This window comes from Mesorhizobium sp. B2-4-2 (genome assembly GCF_006442845.1).
In the GTDB taxonomy this organism is placed as follows: domain Bacteria; phylum Pseudomonadota; class Alphaproteobacteria; order Rhizobiales; family Rhizobiaceae; genus Mesorhizobium.
Genome location: NZ_VFVM01000003.1, coordinates 388697 through 412319 on the forward strand (window position 1 = coordinate 388697; position 23623 = coordinate 412319).

General features: G+C 63.9%; 21 protein-coding genes. 2 read left to right on the forward strand and 19 right to left on the reverse strand.

Features of this window, described 5'->3' with window-relative positions; all coding sequences use genetic code 11:
• Window positions 1-55: 55 nt before the first annotated feature.
• On the forward strand, window positions 56-1600 hold the full coding sequence (locus FJ942_RS08800) for a bifunctional diguanylate cyclase/phosphodiesterase (RefSeq protein WP_140513180.1): 1545 nt from the start codon (window positions 56-58) through the stop codon (window positions 1598-1600).
• An 18-nt stretch (window positions 1601-1618) separates the two neighbouring features.
• On the opposite strand, the gene FJ942_RS08805 is transcribed toward FJ942_RS08800, so the two are convergent.
• The 10 genes from FJ942_RS08805 to rimP all read right to left on the reverse strand — a co-directional run bounded on the left by FJ942_RS08805 (window position 1619) and on the right by rimP (window position 13906).
• The gene (locus FJ942_RS08805; protein WP_140658050.1) at window positions 1619-2638 is read right to left on the reverse strand and encodes a class I SAM-dependent methyltransferase; all 1020 of its coding nucleotides are present in this window, start codon (window positions 2636-2638) and stop codon (window positions 1619-1621) included.
• Between the two features lie 69 nt (window positions 2639-2707).
• Entirely contained in the window at window positions 2708-4855 is a 2148-nt protein-coding gene (pnp, locus tag FJ942_RS08810; protein WP_140513176.1) for a polyribonucleotide nucleotidyltransferase, read from the reverse strand.
• A 413-nt stretch (window positions 4856-5268) separates the two neighbouring features.
• Complete coding sequence (gene rpsO / locus FJ942_RS08815; RefSeq protein ID WP_281405124.1) at window positions 5269-5580, reverse strand: 30S ribosomal protein S15; 312 nt, start codon at window positions 5578-5580, stop codon at window positions 5269-5271.
• A gap of 130 nt (window positions 5581-5710) precedes the next feature.
• The gene (corA, locus tag FJ942_RS08820; protein WP_140897491.1) at window positions 5711-6814 is read right to left on the reverse strand and encodes a magnesium/cobalt transporter CorA; all 1104 of its coding nucleotides are present in this window, start codon (window positions 6812-6814) and stop codon (window positions 5711-5713) included.
• A 44-nt stretch (window positions 6815-6858) separates the two neighbouring features.
• Window positions 6859-7830 carry a tRNA pseudouridine(55) synthase TruB gene (gene truB / locus FJ942_RS08825; RefSeq protein ID WP_140897492.1) on the reverse strand — a complete coding sequence of 324 codons (972 nt, stop codon included), beginning with the start codon at window positions 7828-7830 and terminating at the stop codon, window positions 6859-6861.
• A complete protein-coding gene (gene rbfA / locus FJ942_RS08830) occupies window positions 7830-8240 on the reverse strand; it encodes a 30S ribosome-binding factor RbfA (RefSeq protein ID WP_140759455.1) in 411 nt (136 codons plus the stop codon). Before rbfA ends, truB begins: the two co-directional genes overlap by 1 nt.
• Before the next feature lie 114 nt (window positions 8241-8354).
• On the reverse strand, window positions 8355-10928 hold the full coding sequence (infB, locus tag FJ942_RS08835; protein WP_140513170.1) for a translation initiation factor IF-2: 2574 nt from the start codon (window positions 10926-10928) through the stop codon (window positions 8355-8357).
• A complete protein-coding gene (locus FJ942_RS08840; RefSeq protein ID WP_140897627.1) occupies window positions 10925-11575 on the reverse strand; it encodes an RNA-binding protein in 651 nt (216 codons plus the stop codon). Before FJ942_RS08840 ends, infB begins: the two co-directional genes overlap by 4 nt.
• Before the next feature lie 38 nt (window positions 11576-11613).
• A complete protein-coding gene (nusA, locus tag FJ942_RS08845; RefSeq protein ID WP_140496790.1) occupies window positions 11614-13209 on the reverse strand; it encodes a transcription termination factor NusA in 1596 nt (531 codons plus the stop codon).
• Between the two features lie 49 nt (window positions 13210-13258).
• On the reverse strand, window positions 13259-13906 hold the full coding sequence (rimP, locus tag FJ942_RS08850) for a ribosome maturation factor RimP (protein WP_140496792.1): 648 nt from the start codon (window positions 13904-13906) through the stop codon (window positions 13259-13261).
• 293 nt (window positions 13907-14199) lie between these two features.
• Here rimP and FJ942_RS28465 point away from each other — a divergent pair, with 293 nt between their 5' ends.
• Entirely contained in the window at window positions 14200-14364 is a 165-nt protein-coding gene (locus tag FJ942_RS28465; RefSeq protein WP_181165285.1) for a hypothetical protein, read from the forward strand.
• Window positions 14365-14479: 115 nt separating this feature from the next.
• Here FJ942_RS28465 and FJ942_RS08855 read toward each other — a convergent pair whose 3' ends face one another.
• The 9 genes from FJ942_RS08855 to miaB all read right to left on the reverse strand — a co-directional run bounded on the left by FJ942_RS08855 (window position 14480) and on the right by miaB (window position 23606).
• Complete coding sequence (locus FJ942_RS08855) at window positions 14480-15181, reverse strand: tRNA (guanosine(46)-N(7))-methyltransferase TrmB (RefSeq protein WP_140624826.1); 702 nt, start codon at window positions 15179-15181, stop codon at window positions 14480-14482.
• Between the two features lie 27 nt (window positions 15182-15208).
• Entirely contained in the window at window positions 15209-16474 is a 1266-nt protein-coding gene (metK, locus tag FJ942_RS08860; protein WP_140496798.1) for a methionine adenosyltransferase, read from the reverse strand.
• 170 nt (window positions 16475-16644) lie between these two features.
• Window positions 16645-17064 carry a helix-turn-helix transcriptional regulator gene (locus FJ942_RS08865; RefSeq protein WP_140496800.1) on the reverse strand — a complete coding sequence of 140 codons (420 nt, stop codon included), beginning with the start codon at window positions 17062-17064 and terminating at the stop codon, window positions 16645-16647.
• Between the two features lie 139 nt (window positions 17065-17203).
• The gene (gene lnt / locus FJ942_RS08870; RefSeq protein WP_140496802.1) at window positions 17204-18796 is read right to left on the reverse strand and encodes an apolipoprotein N-acyltransferase; all 1593 of its coding nucleotides are present in this window, start codon (window positions 18794-18796) and stop codon (window positions 17204-17206) included.
• Window positions 18797-18996: 200 nt separating this feature from the next.
• Window positions 18997-19464 carry a VOC family protein gene (locus tag FJ942_RS08875; RefSeq protein WP_140496804.1) on the reverse strand — a complete coding sequence of 156 codons (468 nt, stop codon included), beginning with the start codon at window positions 19462-19464 and terminating at the stop codon, window positions 18997-18999.
• Window positions 19465-19474: 10 nt separating this feature from the next.
• Window positions 19475-20569, reverse strand: coding sequence for a hemolysin family protein (locus tag FJ942_RS08880; RefSeq protein ID WP_140496806.1), 1095 nt, complete (start codon window positions 20567-20569; stop codon window positions 19475-19477).
• A gap of 27 nt (window positions 20570-20596) precedes the next feature.
• Complete coding sequence (gene ybeY, locus FJ942_RS08885; protein WP_140897493.1) at window positions 20597-21103, reverse strand: rRNA maturation RNase YbeY; 507 nt, start codon at window positions 21101-21103, stop codon at window positions 20597-20599.
• A gap of 17 nt (window positions 21104-21120) precedes the next feature.
• Window positions 21121-22113, reverse strand: coding sequence for a PhoH family protein (locus tag FJ942_RS08890; protein WP_224518987.1), 993 nt, complete (start codon window positions 22111-22113; stop codon window positions 21121-21123).
• Window positions 22114-22196: 83 nt separating this feature from the next.
• Window positions 22197-23606 carry a tRNA (N6-isopentenyl adenosine(37)-C2)-methylthiotransferase MiaB gene (miaB, locus tag FJ942_RS08895; RefSeq protein ID WP_140897494.1) on the reverse strand — a complete coding sequence of 470 codons (1410 nt, stop codon included), beginning with the start codon at window positions 23604-23606 and terminating at the stop codon, window positions 22197-22199.
• Window positions 23607-23623 lie beyond the last annotated feature (17 nt).

Genomic DNA, 23623 nt, shown 5'->3' on the forward strand with positions numbered 1-23623 from the left:
GAAACTCATTTTAAGGGCCTATCGGCTATAGAGTCCCGCAATTTGGGGACTTTCAATGCCTGCCGTCAGCAACCCGAACCGCACACCGGTGTTCCGGCTGATCACCATAGCCAGTTCGGGCATTGGCAGTTTCATTCTCGGCATCTGGGGGCTGAAGCACGCGCTTGGCGACGGCTTTGCCGGCATGCCGGCGGACGTGATGGTGGCGATCATGGCTGCCCTTTGCGCATTGGCGGCGGCGGGAGCCGCGATGTCTTTCTTCGCCGGCGTCGATGAATCGGCTGATTTCGTCTTCAACGAAACCCAGTTCGACAAGCTGACCGGATTGCTGGCGCGTCCGGCGATGGTCGGCAAGATCGCCGAGGCAGCCTGCGCGACGAGCCGCACCGGGGCCCCGATGTTCCTCATCGACATCGACATCGACCGGTTCAAGCAGATCAACGACGCGATCGGCTACAGCCAGGGCGACGAACTGATCCGCGCCTTCACCAAGCGGCTGCAGGCCTGCGTGCCCGAGCGCGTGCAGATCGGGCGCATCGGCGCCGGCGAGTTCGCGGTGCTGCTTCCCGATCATCAGATTCAGGGAACGATGGAAGCTATGGTGGAGAGGCTCATCGACGAGATGATGGAGCCCTATGAGCTCAGCAGCCACCAGCAATCGGTGAGCCTGTCGGTGGGCATCGTGGCGATGCCCAAGGACGGCGTCGACCCGGTCCTCATCCTGCGCCGCTCCAACTTGGCGCTGCAAAATGCGCGCGCCAGGGGAGTCGGCAACTGGTCGGTCTTCGATACCGAGATGGGTCGGGTCGCCGATCATCGCCAATGGGTCGAATCCGAGCTGCACATCGCATTCGAGCGCGGTGATTTCGACCTTCACTATCAGCCGCAGCTGGACCTGCCGAGCGGCCGCATCGTCGGCTATGAAGCGCTGATCCGCTGGAACCATCCAGAACGCGGCATGATCCCACCTCTGGAGTTCATCCAGATCGCCGAGGAAACCGGCATGATCAATCCGATCGGCGAATGGGTTCTGCGCAAGGCATGCAGCGACGCCCGCCATTTACCCGACGACTGCTTCGTCGCCGTCAACATCTCGCCGGTCCAGTTCATGACCAAGGACTTCATCGGCCTCGTGCGCGACACGATGCGGACCACCGGCATCAAGCCCTCGCGGCTGGAGCTGGAAGTCACCGAGACGGCCATGATGCAGGACCGCGACCGCGCCGCCGCCATCCTGAAAGAGCTTGCCGATATGGGCATCTCGGTTGCCGTCGACGATTTCGGCACCGGCTATTCCAATCTCAGCTACCTGATCGATTTTTCATTCGGCAAGCTGAAGATCGACCGCTCCTTCGTCAGCCGCATCGATACGGATTCGAGCTCCGGCGCCGTCGTATCGACCATTGTCGGCCTCTCGCGAGCACTCGGCGTCAGTATTATTGCCGAGGGTGTCGAGACAGAGGACCAGGCGACACTGCTCAGGGCAGCCGGTTGCGAGGTGGTGCAAGGTTATCTGTTCGGCCGGCCGGCGCCGCTTGCGGTCATGGCCGGCGAGGGACATGTCATCGAGGATTCGAGGCGCGTCGCCAATCTGCACTGAGTGTCACGCCGTTGCGTGTCAGCGACGCGCGGAAAGAACCTTGAACATGCCGTCACGGGCGAGCTCGGCATGGCTGGAGAAGGCGGCGGCCAGTGCCGGCTCGTAGGGCAGCTGGCGGTTCGCCACCATGTACAGCCGCGCTCCCGGCTTCAGCGCCTTTGCCGCTGCCCGGATCAGGCCGGCGCCGATCTCCGGTTCGGCCGCGCGGCTGCGATGAAAAGGCGGGTTCATGACGACCGCGTCGTAGCGACGCTCGACCGGCTCCCCCTGCAGGTCCGTCCAGAAGAAACCTTTCGCAACCGACTGGCTGGCCGTGGCAAGATTGGCTTTGGCGGCTTCGAGAGAAGCGAAATCCGCCTCATAGAGATCAAGTGCCGAGATGCCGGGCGAACGCGCTTCCATCTCCGCCGCCAGATAGCCCCAGCCGGCGCAGAAATCGGCGACATGGCCGCGCAGGTCGGCCGGAAGATGGTCCGCCAGCAACTTCGAACCGGCATCGACACGATCGAAGGAAAACATGCCGGGCGCCGTGCTGAAGCGGCCGTCGACCAGCCCGGCGGGATTGGCGGCACGCAGCGCTGTCGACGCGTCCGTCCCGGCCGGCCGGCGAAGCCAGAAGGCGATGCCGTGATATTTGGGCAGATGGCCTTCGAGCGGCACAAGCTCGTCCATGCGCTTGCGCAGGCTGGCGATGCCATCATCCTTGCCGCCGGCAATGACGATCAATCCGCCCTCGGTGACGCGCTCCAGCGCATCCGCGATGCGCAGCTCGTTCTGGCCGCGATGGCGGCCCGCGAGCACCAGCGCGGCGTCAAAGCCATCGCCCTGCGTTTGCGGGGTGACAGTGAAGCCCGCGGCTTGCAGCGCGCGAAAATGCGGCCGGAAGCCTTGCACCACGTGCAGCTCGGCGTCGAAGTCCCGCGGTGTCCGCAAGCCGGATTCGGCCCCGAGAAAAAGCGCCCGTTCGCCCTTGCCTGGCAAAGCGACCGCCTCGGCCTCGAATGGATGGAAAAGTGTCTTCAGCGGTTCGGCAGACATGCCTTTGCTCCATAAACGAAAGCGGGCGCGACATGAGCCGCGCCCGCTTCGATTTTTCGGTCAGGCCGTTCAGGCGGCGTTTTCTTCGCTCTCAGCCTTCTTGTCGCGAACGATTTCCTTGCCGGTGGCCTGGTCGACGACCTTCATCGACAGGCGGACCTTGCCGCGCTCGTCGAAGCCCATCAGCTTGACCCACACCTTGTCGCCTTCCTTGACGACGTCCGAAGTCTTGGCGACCCGGTCGTTGGCAAGCTGCGAGATGTGGACGAGGCCGTCACGCGGGCCGAAGAAGTTGACGAAAGCGCCGAAGTCGGCGGTCTTGACGACCGTGCCTTCGTAGATTTCGCCGACTTCCGGCTCGGCGACGATGGTGTGGATCCACTTCTTCGCCGCCTCGATCTCCTTGGCGTTCGCCGAAGCGATCTTGACCGTGCCGTCATCCTCGATGTTGATCTTGGCGCCGGTCTTCTCGACGATCTCGCGGATGACCTTGCCACCGGAACCGATCACGTCGCGGATCTTGTCGGTCGGGATGTGCATGACCTCGATGCGCGGCGCGAACTCGCCGAGCTCGGCGCGCGCGCCGGACAGCGCGTGGCCCATTTCGCCGAGAATATGCTGACGACCGTCCTTGGCCTGGTCGAGAGCGATCTTCATGATCTCCTCGGTGATGCCCTCGATCTTGATGTCCATCTGCAAGGAGGTGATGCCGTTGGCGGTGCCGGCGACCTTGAAATCCATGTCGCCGAGGTGATCCTCGTCGCCCAGGATGTCGGAGAGCACGGCGAAGCGCTCACCTTCCTTGATCAGGCCCATGGCGATACCGGCGACCGGCTTGGCCAGCGGCACGCCGGCGTCCATCAGCGCCAGCGAGGTGCCGCAGACGGTTGCCATCGACGACGAGCCGTTGGACTCGGTGATCTCCGAGACCACGCGCAGCGTGTAGGGGAACTGGTCTGATGTCGGCAGCATCGGGCGGATGGCGCGCCAGGCGAGCTTGCCGTGGCCGATCTCGCGGCGGCCGGGCGAGCCCATGCGGCCGGTCTCGCCGACGGAATAGGGAGGGAAGTTGTAGTGGAGGAGGAACTTCTCCTTGTACATGCCGGTCAGCGAATCGACATACTGCTCGTCCTCGCCGGTGCCCAGCGTGGCGACGACCAGCGCCTGGGTCTCGCCGCGGGTGAACAGCGCCGAACCGTGGGTGCGCGGCAGGACGCCGACCTCGGACACGATCTTGCGCACGGTCTTCAGGTCACGGCCGTCAATGCGCGAACCGGTGTCGAGAATGTTCCAGCGCACGACCTTGGCTTGGAGCTCCTTGAACACGCTGCCGATCTGCTCGGAGGAATATTTCGGCTCTTCGCCTTCGGCCGGAGCGAAGGCCGCCTTGACCTTGGCCTTGACGGCGTCCACGGCGGCATAGCGCTTCTGCTTGTCGGTGATCTTGTAGGCGTCGCGAAGCTCGTCGCCGACGATCTTCAGCATCTCGGCTTCGAGAGCGGAATAGTCCGGCGCGGTGAAGTCGCGCGGGTCCTTGGCGGCGACTTCGGCCAGCTTGATGATCGCGTCGATCACCGGCTGGAAACCGCGATGGCCGAACATGACCGCGCCGAGCATCAGGTCTTCGCCGAGCTCCTTGGCTTCGGACTCGACCATCAGCACGGCGTCGGCGGTGCCGGCGACGATCAGGTCGAGCTTGGATTCCTGCATCTCGTCGACATGCGGGTTGAGCACGTATTCGCCGTTGATGTAGCCGACGCGGGCGCCGCCGATCGGGCCCATGAAGGGCACGCCCGACAGGGTCAGGGCCGCCGAGGTGGCGACGATCGACAGGATGTCCGGATCGTTCTCGAGATCATGCTGGACGACGGTGACGACGATCTGCGTGTCGTTCTTGTAGCCGTCGGCAAAGAGTGGGCGGATCGGGCGGTCGATGAGGCGCGAAACCAGCGTTTCCTTTTCGCTCGGACGACCTTCACGCTTGAAATAGCCGCCCGGGATCTTGCCGGCGGCGTAGGTCTTTTCCTGGTAGTTGACGGTCAGCGGAAAGAAGTCGAGGCCCGGCTTGGGCTCCTTCATCGAAACGACCGTGGCGAGAACCTTGGTCTCGCCGTAGGTGGCGAGCACGGCGCCGTCGGCCTGGCGCGCGATCTTGCCGGTTTCGAGGATGAGCGGGCGACCGCCCCATTCGATTTCCACTTTGTGGTGATTGAACATGTCTTGTCCTTCATATGAGGAAAGGGCCGCGCCGTTTCAGCGTGCGCGGGTGCCCTTTCCCCTGGCTTCCTTTCTCGGGCAGCCACGGGCAAGACAACGGGAAGCTCGATCCATGTCGGCCGGATGGCCGCGCGAGCGTCCTGCAATCCTGCCCCATGACCGTCCATGGGGTGGCTTCGAGGGGGCCCTCTGCACGCTCGAAACCGGATTTGGCCAATCGATCCGACTGGCCCTGCGCATGACCCCACAAGCAGCGGCTTGTGGAATGCGTCACGCGCAAACTCAACTTGTTGGAGCGTCCGTCCGGCATCCGGATGGGTGCGCGGCGCTCCAGTACCTGCATTCGAGATCGGATTGGTCCGGTGCTCAAATGCGCGACCGGCGGGCCCTTGTGAGGCCCGCCGGTCAATTCGTCAACGGCGCAGGCCGAGCTTCTCGATCAGCGTCTGGTAGCGCGTGTCGTCCTTGCGCTTGAGATAATCAAGCAGGCTTCGGCGCTGGGAGACGAGAGCGAGCAGACCACGGCGGGAATGGTTATCCTTCTTGTGGTCCTTGAAATGGTCGGTCAGGTTCTTGATGCGCTCGGAAAGGATGGCTACCTGAACTTCCGGAGACCCGGTGTCGCCCTTGGCGGTTGCGAATTCAGTCATCAATTCCTGTTTGCGCTCGGCAGTAATCGACATCGTGTTTTTCCTTATCTGTTCGAGGAAACGGGTCGCCCTCAGCCGGGATGTCGTCCAGCAGGGGCCGGTGCAAGCAGAGCGTCATAGCGCTAAGCTGCGGCGCATATAGTGCAATTCCCAAGAAAACACCAGCCCAATTCACGAAGCCGGCTTTTCACGCCAAAACGGCAAGTTATCCCTGCCAAAGCCATTTTTTCCATTTGAAGAAGGCAATCAGCCCAACCGCGACCACGGCCATGAACAGCAGCGACAAGGGATAGCCGTAATAGGCCTTCAGCTCAGGCATGTTCCAAGGCGACGTCTCCGGATCGAAATTCATGCCCCAGACGCCGACCAGAAACGTGAGCGGCATGAAGATGACCGAGACGATCGTCAGATAGGAAATGACGTCGTTGGTGCGTGCCTGGCTCAGCGACAGATGCATCTCGATCAGGCCGGTCAGCATGTCGCGCTGGTTCTCGACCAGCTCGATCAGCCGCAGCGCGTGGTCGAGCGTATCGTTCAGGAAGACCTTGGTTTCGGCCTTCACATAGGACACGTCGTTGCGGATCAGCGTCGCTAGCGCATCGCGCACCGGCCACAGCACCCCCTTCAGCACATTGGCGTCGTGCCGCAATCCATGAAGCTGCTGCATCTGATGCTTGTGCGGTGCGTGCAGCATCTGGTCCTCGATGCTGTCGACGAGTTCGCCGGCCGCCTCGATCGGCGGAAAGTAGCTATCGACGATGGCGTCGATCAGCGCATAGGCGAGATAGTCGGCGCCACGGGCGCGCAGCCGGTTCGGCGCCGAGCTTTCGATGCGCTTGCGCACCGGATCGAACGGATCGCCTTCGCGCTCCTGGAAGGTGACGACGAAATTCTTGCCAAGGAAAACGGCGATCTGCTCGTAGCGGTGCGAGGCGACGTCGTCGATCATCCGCACGACCACGAAAGCATGGTCTTCGTAGAAATCCACCTTCGGCCGCTGGCCCGTGTTGACGACGTCCTCCAGCGCCAGCGGATGCAGGCTGAAGATGCGGCCGATCTCCTTGATCAGCTCGATATTGGCCAGGCCGGTGCAGTCCAGCCAGATGACCGGCCACTTTTCGCAATTGGCATTGACGTCGTCGATGCTGGCATTGTCGATCGTTTTGGACTTTTGCGGCGAGATCAGGGTGAGCCGCAGTTCCGAGCGTCGCGCCGCGGGATCGGCGATCAGCGTTCCGGGCGATGCACCGACCGGCGGCCGCCTGGCCCTGAGCGGCGCCCGCGTCTTGATCGCCTCAACCTTTGCCATGCGGCCCCTCGGATAGATATCGCATAGAGATTAGACGAGGGCCCTCACCCGGCAAAGACCCGTTTGGGCTTGAACATGCCCTGCTCGATGGCGCCGATGGCCACCAGCTTGCCGCGCGCGGTCGCGCAGGCTTCCTCGGCCTCCACCGGCGCGTCGCGGCCGCGGATGATGACGGGATTGCCGAGGCGGATCTTCGTCGCCGCATCGTCGCTGATGGCTATCTGCGGCAGGCAGTCGAGTGCCGCCGAGGTGTCGACAAGCAGCGCGTCGATCGCGGCAAAATCGATCGGCGCTTCTATCGAATCGGGGGACGGTTGCTGCGTGCCATGACCCTGCTCGCCGAAGCGCGCCGCCTCCAGTTCGGCGACGGTGACGAAATCCTCGGCGGTGAACGGCTCGACCTCGATCCGGCGCAGTTCAGAAATATGGCCGAAGCAGCCGAGATCGCGGCCCATGTCGCGGGCCAGCGAGCGCACATAGGTACCCTTGCCGCATTCGACCTCGAAAACCGTGTGATCGGCCCCGTGCTCGACGATGTCGAGGCGGCCGATTTCGATCTCGCGCGCGGGAATGTCGACCGTCTCGCCGTCGCGGGCGAGATCATAGGCGCGTTCGCCCGCGATCTTGATGGCCGAGAATTGCGGCGGCGTCTGCATGATGACGCCGGTGTATTTCGACAGCAGCGCCTGCACTTCGGCCTCCACGGGGCGCCGATCGGAGTCCCGCGTCACCGGACCTTCGAGGTCGTCGGTCGAGCGCTCCTGCCCCCAGGCCACGGTGAAGCGGTAGATCTTGGCGCCGTCCTGGACGTAGGGCACGGTCTTGGTGGCTTCACCGAGCGCGATCGGCAGCATGCCGGAAGCGAGCGGATCGAGCGTGCCGGCGTGGCCGGCCTTCTCCGCCTGAAACAGCCACTTGATCTTGGAGACGGCCTCGGTCGAGCCCATGCCGACCGGCTTGTCCAGCACCACCCAGCCCGAGATCGGCCGGCCCTTCTTCTTGCCGCGGCGCGCCATTATTCACTGTCCTTGTCGTCGTCCGCATCCAGATCGCGCGCCACTTCCGGCGATTTCAGGAGATCGTTGATCCTGGCGAAATTGTCGAAGGAGGTGTCGAGCCGGAAGCGAAACTCGGGCATGTACTTCATCTGCCGCAGCGCGCCGGAGACACGGCCGCGGACGAACTTGGCATGCTTGTTGAGTGCCTCGACCACGGCGCCGGCGTCCGTGGCGCCGAGCGGCGAGATGAAGGCGGTTGCGATCTTGAGGTCGGGCGACATGCGCACTTCCGACACCGAAACCACGGCATTCTCGACCAGCGGATCGATGATCTCGCCGCGCTGCAAGGTTTCGGACAGCGCATGGCGCACCTGCTCGCCGACGCGCAGCATGCGCTGGGATGGGCCTGATGTGGTCGAACGGGGCATTTTTTCTCGATCCTGAAAGCGTGGGGCGCGGGATAGGACCGTGCCTCATGTCTCAAATGTTTGCCAGGCGGCGGCCTCTCGGCCACCGCCTGGCATGACGGACGTCACACGAACTCAGAGCGTGCGGGTTACCATCTCGACGCGGAAGCACTCGATGATGTCGCCGACGCGCATGTCCTCGTAGTTCTGGAAGGCCATGCCGCATTCCTGGCCGCCCGGGACTTCCGAAACCTCGTCCTTGAAGCGCTTCAGCGTCTTCAGCGTGCCTTCGTGGATGACGACGTTGTCGCGGATCAGGCGCACGCCCGCGCCACGCTCGACCTTGCCTTCGGTGACACGGCAGCCGGCGATCTTGCCGACCTTGGTGATGTCGAATATCTCGAGGATCTGCGCATTGCCGATGAAGGTCTCGCGACGCTCCGGCGAGAGCATACCCGACAGAGCCGCCTTCACGTCATCAACGAGGTTGTAGATGATCGAGTAATAGCGGATCTCGATGCCAGCGGCCGCCGCCGCGGCGCGTGCCTGCACATTGGCGCGGACGTTGAAGCCGATGATCGCCGCACCCGACGTCTCCGCCAGCGACACGTCGCTTTCGGTGATGGCGCCGGCGCCGGCATGGACGATGCGCGCACGCACCTCGTCGGTGCCAAGCTTGTCGAGCGCTGCGTTGATCGCCTCGATCGAACCCTGCACGTCACCCTTGATGACCAGCGGGAACTCCTTCAGTCCGCTCGTCTGCAGCTGCGACATCATCTGTTCGAGCGAACCGCGCTGGCCGGCATGACGGGCAACCGCCTTCTCGCGGGCCAGACGCTGGCGGTACTCGGTGATCTCGCGGGCGCGGGCCTCGTTGTTGACCACGGCGAAGCGGTCGCCGGCCTGCGGCGTGCCCTGGAGGCCGAGCACCTCGACCGGCATAGCCGGCGGCGCTTCCTTGACGTGTTCGCCGCGATCGTCGACCAGCGCGCGCACCCGGCCCCATTCATTGCCGGCGACAAGGATGTCGCCCGGCATCAGCGTGCCGGTCTGCACCAGCACGGTGGCGACGGGGCCCCGGCCCTTGTCGAGCTGCGCCTCGATGACGACGCCCTCGGCGGTGCGGTCCGGATTGGCCTTGAGGTCGAGGATTTCGGCCTGCAGCAGGATCGCTTCGAGCAGCTTGTCTAGATTGGTGCCCTTGGTCGCCGACACTTCGACGTCCAGCACCTCGCCGCCCATCGATTCCACGAACACTTCGTGGCGCAACAGCTCGGAGCGCACTTTCTGCGGATCGGCGTCATGCTTGTCGATCTTGTTGATCGCCACGATGATCGGAACGCCGGCCGCCTTGGCATGGCTGATCGATTCGATCGTCTGCGGCATCACGCTGTCGTCGGCCGCCACCACCAGGATGGCAATGTCGGTGGCCTGGGCGCCGCGGGCGCGCATGGCCGTGAAGGCGGCGTGGCCGGGCGTGTCGATGAAGGTGATCTTCTGACCGTTCTTCTCGACCTGATAGGCGCCGATATGCTGGGTGATGCCGCCGGCCTCGCCGGAGACGACATTGGCGTTGCGGATCGCGTCGAGCAGCGAGGTCTTGCCGTGGTCGACATGCCCCATGATGGTCACGACAGGCGGCCGCGACACCAGGTCTTCCGGACGGTCGGCGATGTTGAACAGGCCTTCCTCGATGTCGGACTCGGCGACGCGGCGGACCGTGTGGCCGAATTCGGTGGCGACCAGTTCCGCCGTGTCGGCGTCGATGACGTCGCCCGGCTTCAGGATCTGGCCCTGCTTCATGAAGAACTTGACCACATCGACGGCGCGCTCGGACATGCGCTGCGCCAGTTCCTGGATGGTGATGGTTTCGGGCAGGATCACTTCGCGCATAACCTTCTCGCGCGGCTCATTGTGCATCGCGCGCTTGAACTTTTCCTGGCGGCGGCGCATCGACGACAGCGAACGGGCCCGCGCATCCTCGTCGGAAAGCGCTGAGTTCAGCGTCAGCTTGCCGCGACGGCGGTCTTCCTCGCCCTTGGTCGGCTTGGCCGGACGCGCCACTTCGGGCGTCACCAGGCGGCGCACCGGCGCACCGGCGCCAGTCCGCTTCGGCTTGACCTCTTCTTCCTCGTCGGCGGTCGCCAGTTCGGCGGCCTGCGGCGCGCGGCGACGCGCCTCTTCCTCGGCGCGGCGGCGGGATTCGGCCTCGGCCTGCAACCGCGCTTCTTCCTCGGCCTGGCGGCGTGCGGATTCCTCGCGCTCGCGCTTGCGGCGCTCCTCATCCTCGGCGCGGCGCTTGGCTTCCTCGACGGCGCGTTGCCGGTCCTCGACCTCGCGCGCCTTGGAGCCTTCGAGCGCCCTGCGGCGCGCTTCCATTTCGCTGCGCGACAGTTCGTTCAACACCATGCCGCTACGCTCGACCGGTGCCGGCGGAGGTGGAGGCGGCGCCTTGGGTGCCTCCTGCACGACGGGAGCCGCCGCGACCGCCGGCTTCGGGGTGAACACGGGTGCCGCCACCGCCGGCTCCGGCTTGTCGCCGGGCAGCGAGAATTTGCGCTTCTTGGTCTCGACCACGACCGACTTGGTGCGGCCGTGCGAGAAGTTCTGGCGCACGGTGCCCTGTTCCATGCCGGGGCGCTTCAGCGTCAAGGTCTTCTTCGGCGTAACACTCAACGTCTTGTCGTCGCCCGATTTCGTATCGCTCATTCCATATCCTCTGCGGCCTCATCTTCGTCAGCAACGGCCGCAAGCATTGCCAGATCGTCCGGGGTACCGCCCCGATATCGGTCGAGCGCAACCATGCGCTTCTGGACCGCCTTACCCGCGTCTCCCGCGAGGACGGCAGCATGTATCACATTTGTACCCCCCAATGCCAAGCTCAACTCGGCCTCGGAGAAAAGTTTGTAGGCAAGGATGGAGGGGCCGCCAATATGGACGGTCGCCCGCCGCGCCTGGCTGATCTTGCGCACGCCATCGTCTGAGGCTTCGGTCGCGTGGAGCACGAAAAGCGCCAATCCGCCGCGCACCGCGCTCTCCACCTTGGTGGCGCCCAGCGCGATCGCCCCTGCCTTGCGAGCGAGACCCAGCATGCCAAGGGCGGATCTGGAAAGCAGCCCATCGACCATGCCGCCGAGATCGGACGGCACGACCACCTGTGCCTTAAAGGCGCGGCTAAAAAGGTTCTTGGCCGCCGCCTTGTCGATATGTAGGCGGTCGGCGCTCACCCAGCAACCACGGCCGGGCAGATTTCTCTTGAGATCCGGAACGACGGCCGAATCCGGGCCGACGACGAACCGGATCAGTTCATCCGGTTCGGCCTGCTTGCGGGTGACGATGCAGGTGCGATCGTTCATCTCGTCCAAGGGCGGTTTCTGTGCGATGCGGTTTCACCTCACGCACCAACGGCTTCGTCAGCCGGCGCTTCTTCGGCTGCAAGCTCGTCTTCGGAAATCCAGCCGGCCTTGAGACGGGCCGCGAGCACCATCTGCTCGGCATCGGCGCGCGAAACGCCATGATCGGCCAGCACGCCCGGATACACCTTGGTCTCGCCGTCCTTGCGTTCCTTCCAGCCCGTGAGGTCGTCGGCGGCATAGCCGGCGAAATCCTCGATCGTCTTCACGCCGTCCTCGCCGAGCGTCACCATCATGGCGGTGGTGATGCCGGGGATTTCGCGCAGCTCGTCCTTGACGCCCAGCGCCTTGCGCTTTTCGTCGTGCTCGGCTTCGATCTTCTCCAGATATTCGCGGGCCCGGGTCTGGATCTCCGAGGCGGTATCCTCATCGAAGCCGTCGATCGAGGCGATTTCGCCGGCATCGACATAGGCGACTTCCTCGACACTGGTGAAGCCTTCGGAGGCGAGCACCTGGCCGACCATCTCGTCGACGTCGAGAGCTTCCATGAACAGCGCCGAGCGCTCGACGAATTCCTTCTGGCGGCGCTCGGATTCCTCGGCCTCGGTCAGGATGTCGATATCCCAGCCGGTGAGCTGCGAAGCGAGGCGCACATTCTGGCCGCGGCGGCCGATGGCCAGCGAGAGCTGGTCGTCCGGCACCACCACTTCGATGCGCTCGGCGTCCTCGTCGAGCACGACCTTGGCGACTTCCGCCGGCTGCAGCGCATTGACGATGAAGGATGCGGCCGAGGGCGACCACGGAATGATGTCGATCTTCTCGCCCTGCAATTCGGCGACGACCGCCTGGACGCGGCTGCCGCGCATGCCGACGCAGGCGCCGACCGGATCGATCGAGCTGTCGCGCGAGATGACGGCGATCTTGGCGCGCGAACCGGGGTCGCGGGCGACCGACTTGATCTCGATGATGCCATCATAGATCTCCGGCACTTCCATGGTGAAGAGCTTGGCCATGAACTGCGGATGGGTGCGCGACAGGAAGATCTGCGGGCCGCGCTGCTCACGGCGCACGTCGTAGACATAGGCGCGGACGCGATCGCCATATTTGTAGTTTTCGCGCGGGATCAGCTCGTCGCGGCGGATGATTGCTTCGCCACGACCGAGATCGACGATGACATTGCCGTATTCGACGCGCTTGACGGTTCCGTTGACGATCTCGCCGATGCGGTCCTTGTATTCGTCATACTGGCGGTCGCGCTCGGCCTCGCGCACCTTCTGCACGATGACCTGCTTGGCCGACTGGGCGGCGATGCGGCCGAAATCCATCGGCGGCAGCTGTTCGGCGATGAAGTCGCCGAGCTGGGCGTCGGGATTGCGCTCGCGCGCCGAGGAAATGGCGATCTGCGTGGCATAGTCGTCGACCTTCTCGACCACTTCCATCAGCCGCTGCAGCTTCATCTCACCGGTGTTGGGGTTGATGTCGGCGCGGATGTTGGTCTCCTGGCCATAACGCGAGCGTGCCGCCTTCTGGATCGCATCAGCCATGGCGGCGATGACGATCGACTTGTCGATCGACTTTTCACGCGCGACCGCATCGGCAATCTGCAGCAGTTCAAGTCTGTTGGCGCTTACAACCATGTTTTTTCTCCCGAGCCTGTTTGCCGGCCCCTGGGGCCTGGCAGCTCAATCAACTTTCCTGTTCGTGTTCTTCCGTAGCGCCCGGTTCCGTACCCTCCGGTACGTCGTCGTCCGGTTCGCCGCGGCGTTTCTTGGCTTCCTTGCGCGCCCTGTTGTCCTTCGACAACGCATCACGGATGAGGTCGTCGGTCAGGATCAGCCGGGCTTCGGCAATGGCGTCGTAGGGCACGCGCACTGTCGGCTCCTCACCGTAGGCCGCCTTGTCGCGCTCGATCAGCACATCGTTCTCACCGGCTTCGGCGATCTTGCCCTTGAAGCGCTTGCGATCCGCGACAACGACCGATGTTTCCATCTTCACCAGATGACCGGTCCAGGTCACGAAATCCGATTTGCGCACCAACGGCCGGTCGATGCCGGGCGATGAGACTTCGAGATGATACGCCTTCTCGATGGGATCGTCGACGTCGAGCGCCGGCGACACCGCACGGCTCACCTCTTCGCAATCCTCGACGGTCATGGTGCCGTCCTCGCGCTCAGCCATGATCTGCAGCGTCAGCCCGTTCTGGCCGGACAGATGCACGCGTACAAGGCGAAAGCCGATGCCGCGCAGCACCGGCTGGACGATCAGCGCGATGCGCGCATCGATGCCGCTTTCGCGGATGATGCGATCGTCGCTCTCGCTTGCCGTTGACGTCATTCGATTCCTGTCGATCATTCTCTAGCCGTCGGCAGGTAATAAAAAAGAGCGGGACCGGGTGGACCCACTCTTCGTCATACCGACCAAGAATTTGAGGCTGATATAAACGATCCGCCCCGGTGTTTCAAGCCCGCCGTCCCAACTGAGCGCATGTCCGGTGCATTGGGCTTGCGCCAGGTGCATGCCATCCATGCGGCAACGGCCCTTGTTGGTCCTCAAGCCGCGCTCCTATCTATGTTGCATTGCACAAAACGATAGCGATAGCGCGTCACCGCACGCGAAAGGACATGACAATGAACAGCCGCAAGGTTTTTTCCGCCATAGGCGATCTCTTCACCACATTCGGCAGCGCCGTAGCCGCGTCGCGGGCGGTGGAAGCCAGCCGCAAGCCGCACGCCCAGGATCTGCGCAGGCTCGGCATGGATCCGACGGCTTTCGACAAGATCGGCCGTTTCTGAACTCCGGCCAACGGGCGACATTCGATTTCTGTGTCCCCGCAACAATTGAAGATCGCCCCCCTCACGAAGGGCGCCTGGATCCTGATGCCCAATCCCGATGCCTGGGACCTGATGCCTAGGTCCTGATGAAGGTAAGATAGGCCGGCCGCCTGCCCTCGCGGACGGCTTTCGCCTCGTAGCGGGTGCCTGGCCAGCCATCGTAGGGGCGATGCCAGTCGACGGCCTCTGCAGCCTGCCAGGCGAAACCGCCATGCGCGCGGCAATGCAGCAGGGTCCAGTTCACATAGGTGTCGATGTCGGAAGCGAAACGGAATTCGCCGCCACGCTTCACAACGCGTGCGAAACGCTCGAGATTGACCGGGCTGACGAAACGGCGCTTCCAGTGCTTCTTCTTCGGCCACGGATCGGGATAGAGCAGGTCGATGCCATCGAGCGAGGCCTGCGGCAGCCAGTCGAGCAGCCGCGTGGCGTCGTCGTCGTAGACCCTGAGGTTGGCCAGCGGCTTTTCCCGCACCGCCATCATCATCTTGGCCATGCCGTTGACGAAGGGCTCGACACCGATAAAGCCGGTCATCGGCGCTTCGGTCGCGCGATGCAGGAGATGCTCGCCGCCGCCAAAGCCGATTTCGAGGCGAACGGCGGAAACATCGGCTTCGAACAGAGCCCGCAGATCCGACGGCGCCTCGGTCGTCAGATCGAGCCGATAGGCGTCGAGGCCGCTTTCCAGCGCCGCCGCCTGCTGCGGGCGAACCGGCTTGCCGCGCCGACGGCCGAAGAAGGCTTCTGTCGCGCGGCTTGGCCTGTCCCCGGAACTCATCGGCTGATCAAGGTCCTGTCGCCGCCCTCAGGCAGCGACAGCATCCTTGAGCGCCTTGGCGAGATCGGTCTTTTCCCAGGAAAAAGATCCGTCGCGGCCGGCCTTGCGGCCGAAATGACCGTAGGACGAGGTCTTGGCGTAGATCGGCTTGTTGAGGTCGAGGTGGCGGCGGATGCCGGACGGCGACAGGTCCATCACAGTGCGCAGCGCCTCCTCGAGCCTTGCCTCGTCGACCTTGCCGGTGCCGTGCAGGTCGACATAGACCGACAAGGGCTGGGCGACGCCGATGGCGTAGGAAAGCTGGATGGTGCAGCGGTCGGCAAGTTTCGCCGCCACAACGTTCTTGGCCAGGTAGCGCGCCGCATAAGCGGCCGAACGGTCGACCTTGGTGGTGTCCTTGCCCGAGAAAGCGCCGCCGCCATGGGGTGCGGCGCCGCCATAGGTGTCGACGATGATCTTGCGGCCGGTCAGCCCGGCGTCGCCATCAGGCCCGCCGATAACGAACTTGCCGGTCGGATTGATGTACCACATGCAATCGTCGGCGATCTTGAGGTCACCCAATGCCTCGCGGATATAGGGCTCGACGACCTTGCGCACCTTCTTGGAATCCCAGCTCGCATCGAGGTGCTGGGTCGACAGCACGATCTGCGTCGCTTCGGCGGCCTTGCCGTCGATATAGCGGACGGTGACCTGGCTCTTGGCGTCCGGCCCGAGCTTGCCTGCATCGCCGTTGTTCTGGTGGCGGGCGGCGGCCAGAAGTTCGAGGATCTTGTGGCTGTAGTAGATCGGCGCCGGCATCAGGTCCGGCGTCTCGCGGCAGGCATAGCCAAACATGATGCCCTGGTCGCCGGCACCCTCCTCGCCCTGGCGGTCGGAGGCATTGTCGACGCCTTGGCCGATGTCGGGCGACTGGCCATGCAACAGAACGTCGATCTTGGCCTTTTTCCAGTGGAAGCCGGCCTGCTCATAGCCGATCTCGCGGATCGCCTTGCGGGCGACCGACTTGAACTTCGCCGGGTTGACGACCGGATGGCCGGCGGCATCCCTCAGGATGTTGCCTTCCTTGTCCTTCTTCAGCAGCGTCTCGGGAACGCGCACCTCGCCGGCGATGACGACGCGGTTGGTGGTCGCCAGTGTCTCGCAGGCGACGCGGACTTTCCACGGGTCCATGCCCGTCTTCTTGGCCTCACGGTAGACCAGGTCGACGATCTCGTCGGATATCCGGTCACAAACTTTGTCGGGATGGCCCTCGGCAACGGATTCCGAGGTAAAGAAGTAGTTCTGCCGCGTCACGGGTGTCCCCTCTTGAAAAAACGATCGGCAGGCTGCCGATTTGGCGCGCCACGTGTTAGCGGGGCGAAGCGCCGCTCGTCAAGCGGTGCCGCCCTTCTGGCATGAATGTCGATGTCGATATTTTGTACCACCAGCGGCCGAAATGCCGCCGGCTCGAGTCCTGTTGCGGATCAGTCGGAATCTTCGGACGCCAGCGACTTCACCAGGTCTATGATCCTGCGACGCACCTTGACGTCGGCGATCTTGACGAAGGCCCGGTTGAGTTGAAGGCCCTCCGGGCTGCCGCAGAATTCCACGGCGAAAGCCATCGAAGCATCCTCCGCGAAACCGCGGCCGGCCGGGCTCTCCTGGCCCGGCGCATCCTCGAAAAAGAAGGCGACAGGCACGCCGAGTATGGATGCTATCGCCTGCAGGCGGCTTGCGCCGACACGGTTGGTGCCCTTTTCATATTTCTGTATCTGCTGAAATGTGATGCCGAGGTTCTCGCCTAGTTTTTCCTGGCTCATTCCCAACATATTGCGGCGAAGCCGGATGCGACTTCCAACATGGATGTCGATCGGATTCGGTTTCTTCTTGTTATCTTCTGTCATTTTTTCCTCGCCGAATTTTTTCGGCTTTGTGATTTTTTTCCTACCCAAACAAAGCCGGAGGCGACTGCCCCAACAGAACGATCCACCGGCTTCGAGAAATTTTCAGGCGTTACAGTATGAGTTTCTAATGTGTCGACTGTCAATTCACCCGTAGCCTTTGCCTTACATTGAACAGGACGGCAGCCAGGGCAAACAGCAACATGATCAGCATTCCGTTAATGCGCAGCTGGCCGGCGGACACGACAGCTTGCCGCGAGATTGGCACACGGACGTCGATGGCCCCGCGCGCGTCGATCGCCAGCGCATCGACGATGCGCCCCCGTGGGTCGACAACCGCCGAGATGCCGTTGTTGGCCGCACGCAACAAGGGCAACCCGTTCTCCACCGCGCGAATCTGAGCCTGCCTGAAATGCTGATAGGGACCCGGCGTATCGCCGAACCACGCATCGTTGGTAACGTTGACAATAAGCTGCGCTGACGTTGCGTCAACCGCCACCAGTTCGGGAAAGATCACTTCGTAACAGATGAAGGGCAAGGCGCGGACGCCATCCGGCAGCGTGATCGCATGCCGCTCATTGCCTGCCGTGAAGGTCACCGGGCCAGCGACCAGTTGTTCGATGCCGAAACGATCGAGCAGGTCGGCGAAAGGCAGGTATTCGCCGAACGGCACCAGATGGACCTTGTCGACGGCGTCAGCGATTTCGCCCTTGTCGTTGATCGCCACCACGGAGTTGTAGTAGCGGCTGCCGGCACCGGCCGCCGCACCGCCTTCCTCGCGCACGACGCCGGCGATCAGCATCTGGCCGGCGTCCAGCATGTCGCCCAGTGCGGTCAAAGCGTCCGGCCGCTCGGTGAGGAGGAACGGGACCGAGGTTTCGGGCCACAGGATCAGTTGCGGCTTTTCATGGCCGGGGTCCGGCGCCTTGGCCGACAGGCCTATCAAGGTGGCGAAGATACGGTCGCGCACCGAGGCGTCCCACTTTTCCGAAAGGTCGACGGCCGGCTGGACGATGCGCACATCGATCGTGCGGGCCTCAGGCGCGGCCGGAGCGTTGAGCCTGAGATAGCCGAAGCCGGCATGAGCGGCGACGAGCACGACAAGCAGCGCGACGCCAAGACGAAGATGCGTGCGCGCCGCCAGCAGCGCCGGCAGCGAGAAGACGAACACGGCGAGCACGTTCATGCCGACCATCCCGGTGACCGAGACGCTCTGCATCAGCAGGGGCACCGGCATCGCCGCGTAGCCGATCGCATTCCAGGGAAAGCCGGTGAACAGGAAGCCGCGCAGCCACTCGGCCAGCCCGAAGGCGGCGGCCAGGGCCGCGATGCGGCCGATGTCGTTGCTCCACAGGAGCCGGGCGACCATGGCCGCAAAGCCGTAGAAGAAGGCCAATGCAAAGGGGATGCCGACCACCGCGAAGGGCAGCGCCCAGGCGAAACTGTCGGCCTCTACAAGCAGGGCCGAGCCGATCCACCACAGGCCGGCGAGGAAATAGCCGAAGCCGAACCACCAGCCGACGGCAAAGGCCGGCCGCAGCCGCGCAAACAGGCTGCCCGAGGCCTCACCGGTCGCCCCGTCGAGCAGCCAGACCAGCAGCGGAAACGAAATGAAACAAGCGGCAAAGAAATCGTACGGCGCCTGGCCGAGCACCGCCAGGGCGCCCGCGAGGAACGCCACGAGCGCACGCCGCCAACCCCAAAACAGAATTATCCGGCCGGCCAGGCGGTTCATGCATTGTTCCGAGTCGTGCGAATCACGGCAGCAGATTTATCAGGCCGCGGCCTGCGCTCCAAACTTCGGGTGGTCTGCCGTGAAACCCACTCACCACTGCTGGAGCGCATCGCGTTTGAACTGATCAGACGACGCGCCTTAGATCTTTGTTTTTGTGCATGTCCTCCTCCCAAAACCGAAGTTACTTAGGGCGACATGGATCAGCGGTGCCACCCTTCTATGCGCACGTCGCCGAGCCGTTCGGCCTCTTCCAGCGGAACGGAGCGGATGGTCTGGGTGAAGGTCCAGACATGGCCCTCGGGATCGCGCGCCCGATACTGGCGCTCGCCGTAGAACTGGTCCGCCGGCTCCTGGATTATACCGGCACCCGCCGTCCGCGCCTGCTCGCAATGTGCATCAATGCCGTCTTTCAGCCTGACATAGACCGACTGCGTGTTCTTGCCCGAGACCGAGGCCGGGCTGGCGACGTAGTCGCTCCATTCGGAATCGACAATGATGTAGCAGTCGCCGAACCGCATCTCGGAATGGACGAGCTTGCCGTCGGCATCGCTGACCACCATGCTGCGCTCGAAGCCGAAAGCTGCCTCCAGCCAATCCAGCGCGGCCCGCGGATCCCTGTAGAACACGCCGGATCCCAAGGCGGCGTGCTTGAAGGGGTCTTCGGTCATCCGCAGGCGCTTAAGCCTGCTCGGTGCGCGCCGCGGCGCGGCGGCGACGTTCGCCCTTCTGGTTCTGCACGATGCGCACGCGCTTGACGCGGCGCGGATCGGCGTCGAGCACATGGAACTCGAAGCCAGGGATGGCCTGCACCACCTCGCCGCGCGCCGGCACCCGGCCAAGCGTGTTGAAGATCATGCCGCCGATGGTGTCGACATACTCGCCATGTTCGCCGGCGGCGAAATCCCCGCCGATCATCTTGGCAACCTCGTCGATCTCGGCCTTGCCGTCGACGACGAACACGCCTTCACCGGTCTGGGTGATCATCGGCTCGTCGTCGTCGTGCTCGTCCTCGATGTCGCCGACCACCATCTCGACGATATCCTCGAGCGAGACGAGCCCGTCGGTGCCGCCATACTCGTCGATGACCAGCGCCATCTGCGTGCGGGTCGTCTGCATGCGGCCCATCAGATCGGAGGCCAGCATGGACGGGGGCACGAACAGCACCGGCCGGATCAGGTTCAGTTCGCCTATGGTGCGCGAGAGGTCGACCTGGGTGAGGTCGAGAACCGTGGCGGCGGGTGTCTTCCTGGTCGCCCGGCCTTTCCTGACGCGCGCAATCTTGGTGATATGGGCCAGCACGTCGCGGATATGGACCATGCCGCGCGGGTCGTCGAGCGTCTCGGCATAGACCGGCATGCGGGAATGGCCGGACTGCTCGAACATGCCAAGCAGATCGCCAAGCGTGGTCGTGATCTCGACCGCCTCGATGTCGGCGCGCGGCACCATGACGTCCTCGACGCGCACCTCGCGCAGCCGCAGGATGTTGTTGAGCATGGCGCGTTCGCCCGGCGAAAAGGATTCGACATCGCTCGTCGTCTCGGCGAGCGCGCCGGCGATCTCCTCGCGCAGGCTGGTTCCGTTGCGTTGCCTGAACAGGCCCAGAACGCGGTTGAACAGGGAAGGCCCGGCAGGCGACGGCTCACTGGCAGCGCTGCCGGTGTTGGCAACGCCAGGGGTAATGGTACTCGGACTTGATCCCTCTTCCGACGTGTCGGAAGCCTTGGTCGCACTGCCGGCGTCGGGGCGGACGGCAGTTTCAGGTTTGTCGTTCATCTTCGTCCGTCAATTGGTTAGAAGTAGTTACGCGTAGGGATCGGGAATGGCAAGTCTGGCGAGCGCGGCGCGCTCGACGGCCTCCATCTCCTCGGCCTCGGCATCGGTCTCGTGATCATGGCCCATGAGATGCAGCAGGCCGTGGATGACGAGATGGGAAATATGGTTCTCCAGCGGCTTGTCTTCCAGTGCCGCCTCGCGCGCCACCGTCTCCGCGGCCAGTACGATATCGCCGAGCATCGGCGGCAGCGGACCGCCCTTGGGGAAAGGAAAAGCCGGAAAAGACAAAACGTTGGTCGGCTTGTCCTTGCCGCGCCAGCCGGCATTGAGCGCCTGGACATGGGCATCGTCGGAAAAAACGACGCTGAGTTCGGAACGGCCAGCCGCACCCGTCTCGGCGAATGCAGCGGCGGCGGCGGCGCCGACCAGCCGGACAAGCTCGGCTTCGTCCGGCCAATGCCCGGCCTCGACCGTCAGATCGATGTCGACGGGCAGCGGCGGAGCCGGCCCGTTCGGCGTTTCGGGCTCAGCCATGAGGTCGCTCGATCAAATCAGCCTTCGGTCCCCAGGCCGCGGGCGAGCTTGCCGTCCCGGTCGTAGGCCTTGACGATCTCGGCGACCAGCGGATGCCTGACGACGTCGCCTTCGTTGAAGCGGACCGTCACCATGCCGGTCACACCATCGAGAATCCGGAGCGCCTCGACAAGGCCGGACTTGGTGTTCTGCGGCAAATCGATCTGCGTTGGGTCGCCGGTGACGATCATGCGCGAATTCTCGCCCAGACGGGTCAGGAACATCTTCATCTGCATCGGCGTGGTGTTCTGCGCCTCGTCGAGAATGACGGCGGCATGCGCGAGCGTGCGGCCGCGCATGAAGGCGAGCGGTGCGATCTCGATCACCTCGGCGGCGATGGCGCGTTCGACCTTGTCGGCCGGCATCATGTCATAGAGCGCGTCGTAGAGCGGCCGCAGATAGGGATCGACCTTCTCCTTCATGTCGCCCGGCAGGAAGCCCAGCCGCTCGCCGGCCTCGACGGCAGGCCGCGACAGCACGATGCGCTCGACCATGCCGCGTTCGAGCAGCATCGCCGCATGCGCCACCGCCAGGTAGGTTTTGCCGGTACCGGCCGGGCCGATGCCGAACACCAGTTCCGAGCGCTCCAGCGCCCGCATATAGGCATCCTGCGTGAGCGAGCGGGCGTAGATCGTCTTCTTGCGCGTCGATATCTGGGCGGCCGAAACCTTGCCCTTGCGCTCCAGCGTCGGCAGCGTGAGCTGGTCATCGGCGGCGACCGCCATGCGCACGGCGCCGTCGACATCGGACTGGCCGATATCCACCCCCTTCTGGAGAATGCCGTAGAGATTGTCGAGCGCCCGGCGGGCCTGCTCGGCGGCGGAAGCCGACCCCTTGATGGTCAGCTGGTTGCCGCGCGAGCGGATGTCAACGCCCAGTTTCTGCTCAAGCCGGGCGAGGTTCTCGTCGAACTGGCCGTAGAGGGCGCTGGCAAGCTTGTTGTTGTCGAAAGTCAGTACGATGTGCGCCATGTCAGAAGCCCCAGATGCCGGTACCGGGGGCAGGTTCTTCAGCTCCGCTGCGCTCAACCGTCTCTCCTCATCTGCCGAGGTCATCAGACCAATTCGGCGAACAGGCTATTGTAACCCGTCTTCGTGATTCGCACCTGGATAATGTCACCGATTTCGCCGGCCTTTTCATCAACAATAACGGGCTGAAGCCAAGGTGAGCGTCCGACCTTCTGGCCGGCCTGGCGACCTGGCTTCTCGATCAGCGTATCTATGGTGCGGCCGACGAGACTCAAGCCGAAATCCTGCTGCTGCTTCAAAAGCAGCGCCTGGAGCCGCTGCAAACGCTCGTCCTTGACCGCTTCCGGCACATGGCCGGCCATCTCGGCGCCCGGCGTGCCGGGGCGCGGCGAATATTTGAACGAAAAGGCCGAGGCGTAGTTCACCTGGCGCACCAGCTCCATCGTCGCCTCGAAATCCGTCTCGGTCTCGCCGGGGAAACCGACGATGAAATCGCCCGACAGCGCGATATCGGGCCGCACGGCGCGGATGCGGTCGAGCAGCGCCAGATAATCAACCGCCGTGTGCCTGCGGTTCATCGCCTTCAGGATGCGGTCGGACCCGGATTGCACCGGCAGATGCAGATACGGCATCAGTGCCGGCAGGTCGCGATGGGCCGCTATCAGCTCGTCGTCCATGTCGCGCGGGTGGCTCGTGGTGTAGCGCAGGCGCGCCAGCCCGGGAATTTCGGCCAGCCTGAACAGAAGGCGGCCAAGGCCCCATTCCTCGCCGTTTTCGCCTTGCCCATGCCAGGCATTGACGTTCTGGCCAAGCAGCGTCACCTCGCGCACCCCGGCTTCCGCCAGGCGCTCGGCTTCGGCGACGATCTGTGCCACCGGCCGCGACACTTCGGACCCCCTGGTGTAGGGCACGACGCAGAAGGTGCAGAACTTGTCGCAGCCCTCCTGGACGGTGAGGAAGGCGGTGACGCCGCGCTTGATCACCTCGGCGCGCTTCGGCTGCGGCAAGTGCTCGAACTTGTCCTCGATGGCGTAGTCGGTTTCGACGATCTTCTCGCCGCCGCGCACCCTGGCCAGTACGTCCGGCAGCAGGTGATAGGTCTGCGGGCCAATGACCAGGTCGACGGCGGGCGAGCGGCGGATGATCTCGGCGCCTTCGGCCTGCGCCACGCAACCCGCGACGCCGATCAGCAATTCGCGGCCGGCGGCGGCGCGTTCGGCCTTCATTTCGCGGATGCGGCCGAGCTCGGAATAGACCTTTTCAGCCGCTTTTTCCCTGATATGGCAGGTGTTTAGCAGCACCAGATCGGCTTCGCCGATGGTCTGCGTCGCCGTGTAGCCGTCGGCGGCCAGCGCATCTGTCATGCGCTGCGAGTCATAGACGTTCATCTGGCAGCCATAAGTCTTGACGAAGACCTTTTTCGCTGCCGCGGAAATCACTGGCTGCTGTCCAGCCGCAGTGCCGATGTCGTCGGTTTCAACCGTGTTCAAGTCCATCCGGCGGCTTCTAACGC

What these genes read in the sequence shown, in the direction of transcription:
- corA (WP_140897491.1), bottom strand. Translation starts at nt 6,814, where the DNA reads ATGGCAAAGGTTGAGGCGATCAAGACGCGGGCGCCGCTCAGGGCCAGG.
- FJ942_RS08890 (WP_224518987.1), bottom strand. Translation starts at nt 22,113, where the DNA reads ATGGCGCACATCGTACTGACTTTCGACAACAACAAGCTTGCCAGCGCC.
- FJ942_RS28465 (WP_181165285.1), top strand. Translation starts at nt 14,200, where the DNA reads ATGAACAGCCGCAAGGTTTTTTCCGCCATAGGCGATCTCTTCACCACA.
- FJ942_RS08805 (WP_140658050.1), bottom strand. Translation starts at nt 2,638, where the DNA reads ATGTCTGCCGAACCGCTGAAGACACTTTTCCATCCATTCGAGGCCGAG.
- FJ942_RS08840 (WP_140897627.1), bottom strand. Translation starts at nt 11,575, where the DNA reads ATGAACGATCGCACCTGCATCGTCACCCGCAAGCAGGCCGAACCGGAT.
- FJ942_RS08865 (WP_140496800.1), bottom strand. Translation starts at nt 17,064, where the DNA reads ATGACAGAAGATAACAAGAAGAAACCGAATCCGATCGACATCCATGTT.
- FJ942_RS08875 (WP_140496804.1), bottom strand. Translation starts at nt 19,464, where the DNA reads ATGACCGAAGACCCCTTCAAGCACGCCGCCTTGGGATCCGGCGTGTTC.
- truB (WP_140897492.1), bottom strand. Translation starts at nt 7,830, where the DNA reads ATGGCGCGCCGCGGCAAGAAGAAGGGCCGGCCGATCTCGGGCTGGGTG.
- infB (WP_140513170.1), bottom strand. Translation starts at nt 10,928, where the DNA reads ATGAGCGATACGAAATCGGGCGACGACAAGACGTTGAGTGTTACGCCG.
- rimP (WP_140496792.1), bottom strand. Translation starts at nt 13,906, where the DNA reads ATGACGTCAACGGCAAGCGAGAGCGACGATCGCATCATCCGCGAAAGC.
- FJ942_RS08880 (WP_140496806.1), bottom strand. Translation starts at nt 20,569, where the DNA reads ATGAACGACAAACCTGAAACTGCCGTCCGCCCCGACGCCGGCAGTGCG.
- nusA (WP_140496790.1), bottom strand. Translation starts at nt 13,209, where the DNA reads ATGGTTGTAAGCGCCAACAGACTTGAACTGCTGCAGATTGCCGATGCG.
- miaB (WP_140897494.1), bottom strand. Translation starts at nt 23,606, where the DNA reads ATGGACTTGAACACGGTTGAAACCGACGACATCGGCACTGCGGCTGGA.
- ybeY (WP_140897493.1), bottom strand. Translation starts at nt 21,103, where the DNA reads ATGGCTGAGCCCGAAACGCCGAACGGGCCGGCTCCGCCGCTGCCCGTC.
- lnt (WP_140496802.1), bottom strand. Translation starts at nt 18,796, where the DNA reads ATGAACCGCCTGGCCGGCCGGATAATTCTGTTTTGGGGTTGGCGGCGT.
- rbfA (WP_140759455.1), bottom strand. Translation starts at nt 8,240, where the DNA reads ATGCCCCGTTCGACCACATCAGGCCCATCCCAGCGCATGCTGCGCGTC.
- FJ942_RS08800 (WP_140513180.1), top strand. Translation starts at nt 56, where the DNA reads ATGCCTGCCGTCAGCAACCCGAACCGCACACCGGTGTTCCGGCTGATC.
- FJ942_RS08855 (WP_140624826.1), bottom strand. Translation starts at nt 15,181, where the DNA reads ATGAGTTCCGGGGACAGGCCAAGCCGCGCGACAGAAGCCTTCTTCGGC.
- pnp (WP_140513176.1), bottom strand. Translation starts at nt 4,855, where the DNA reads ATGTTCAATCACCACAAAGTGGAAATCGAATGGGGCGGTCGCCCGCTC.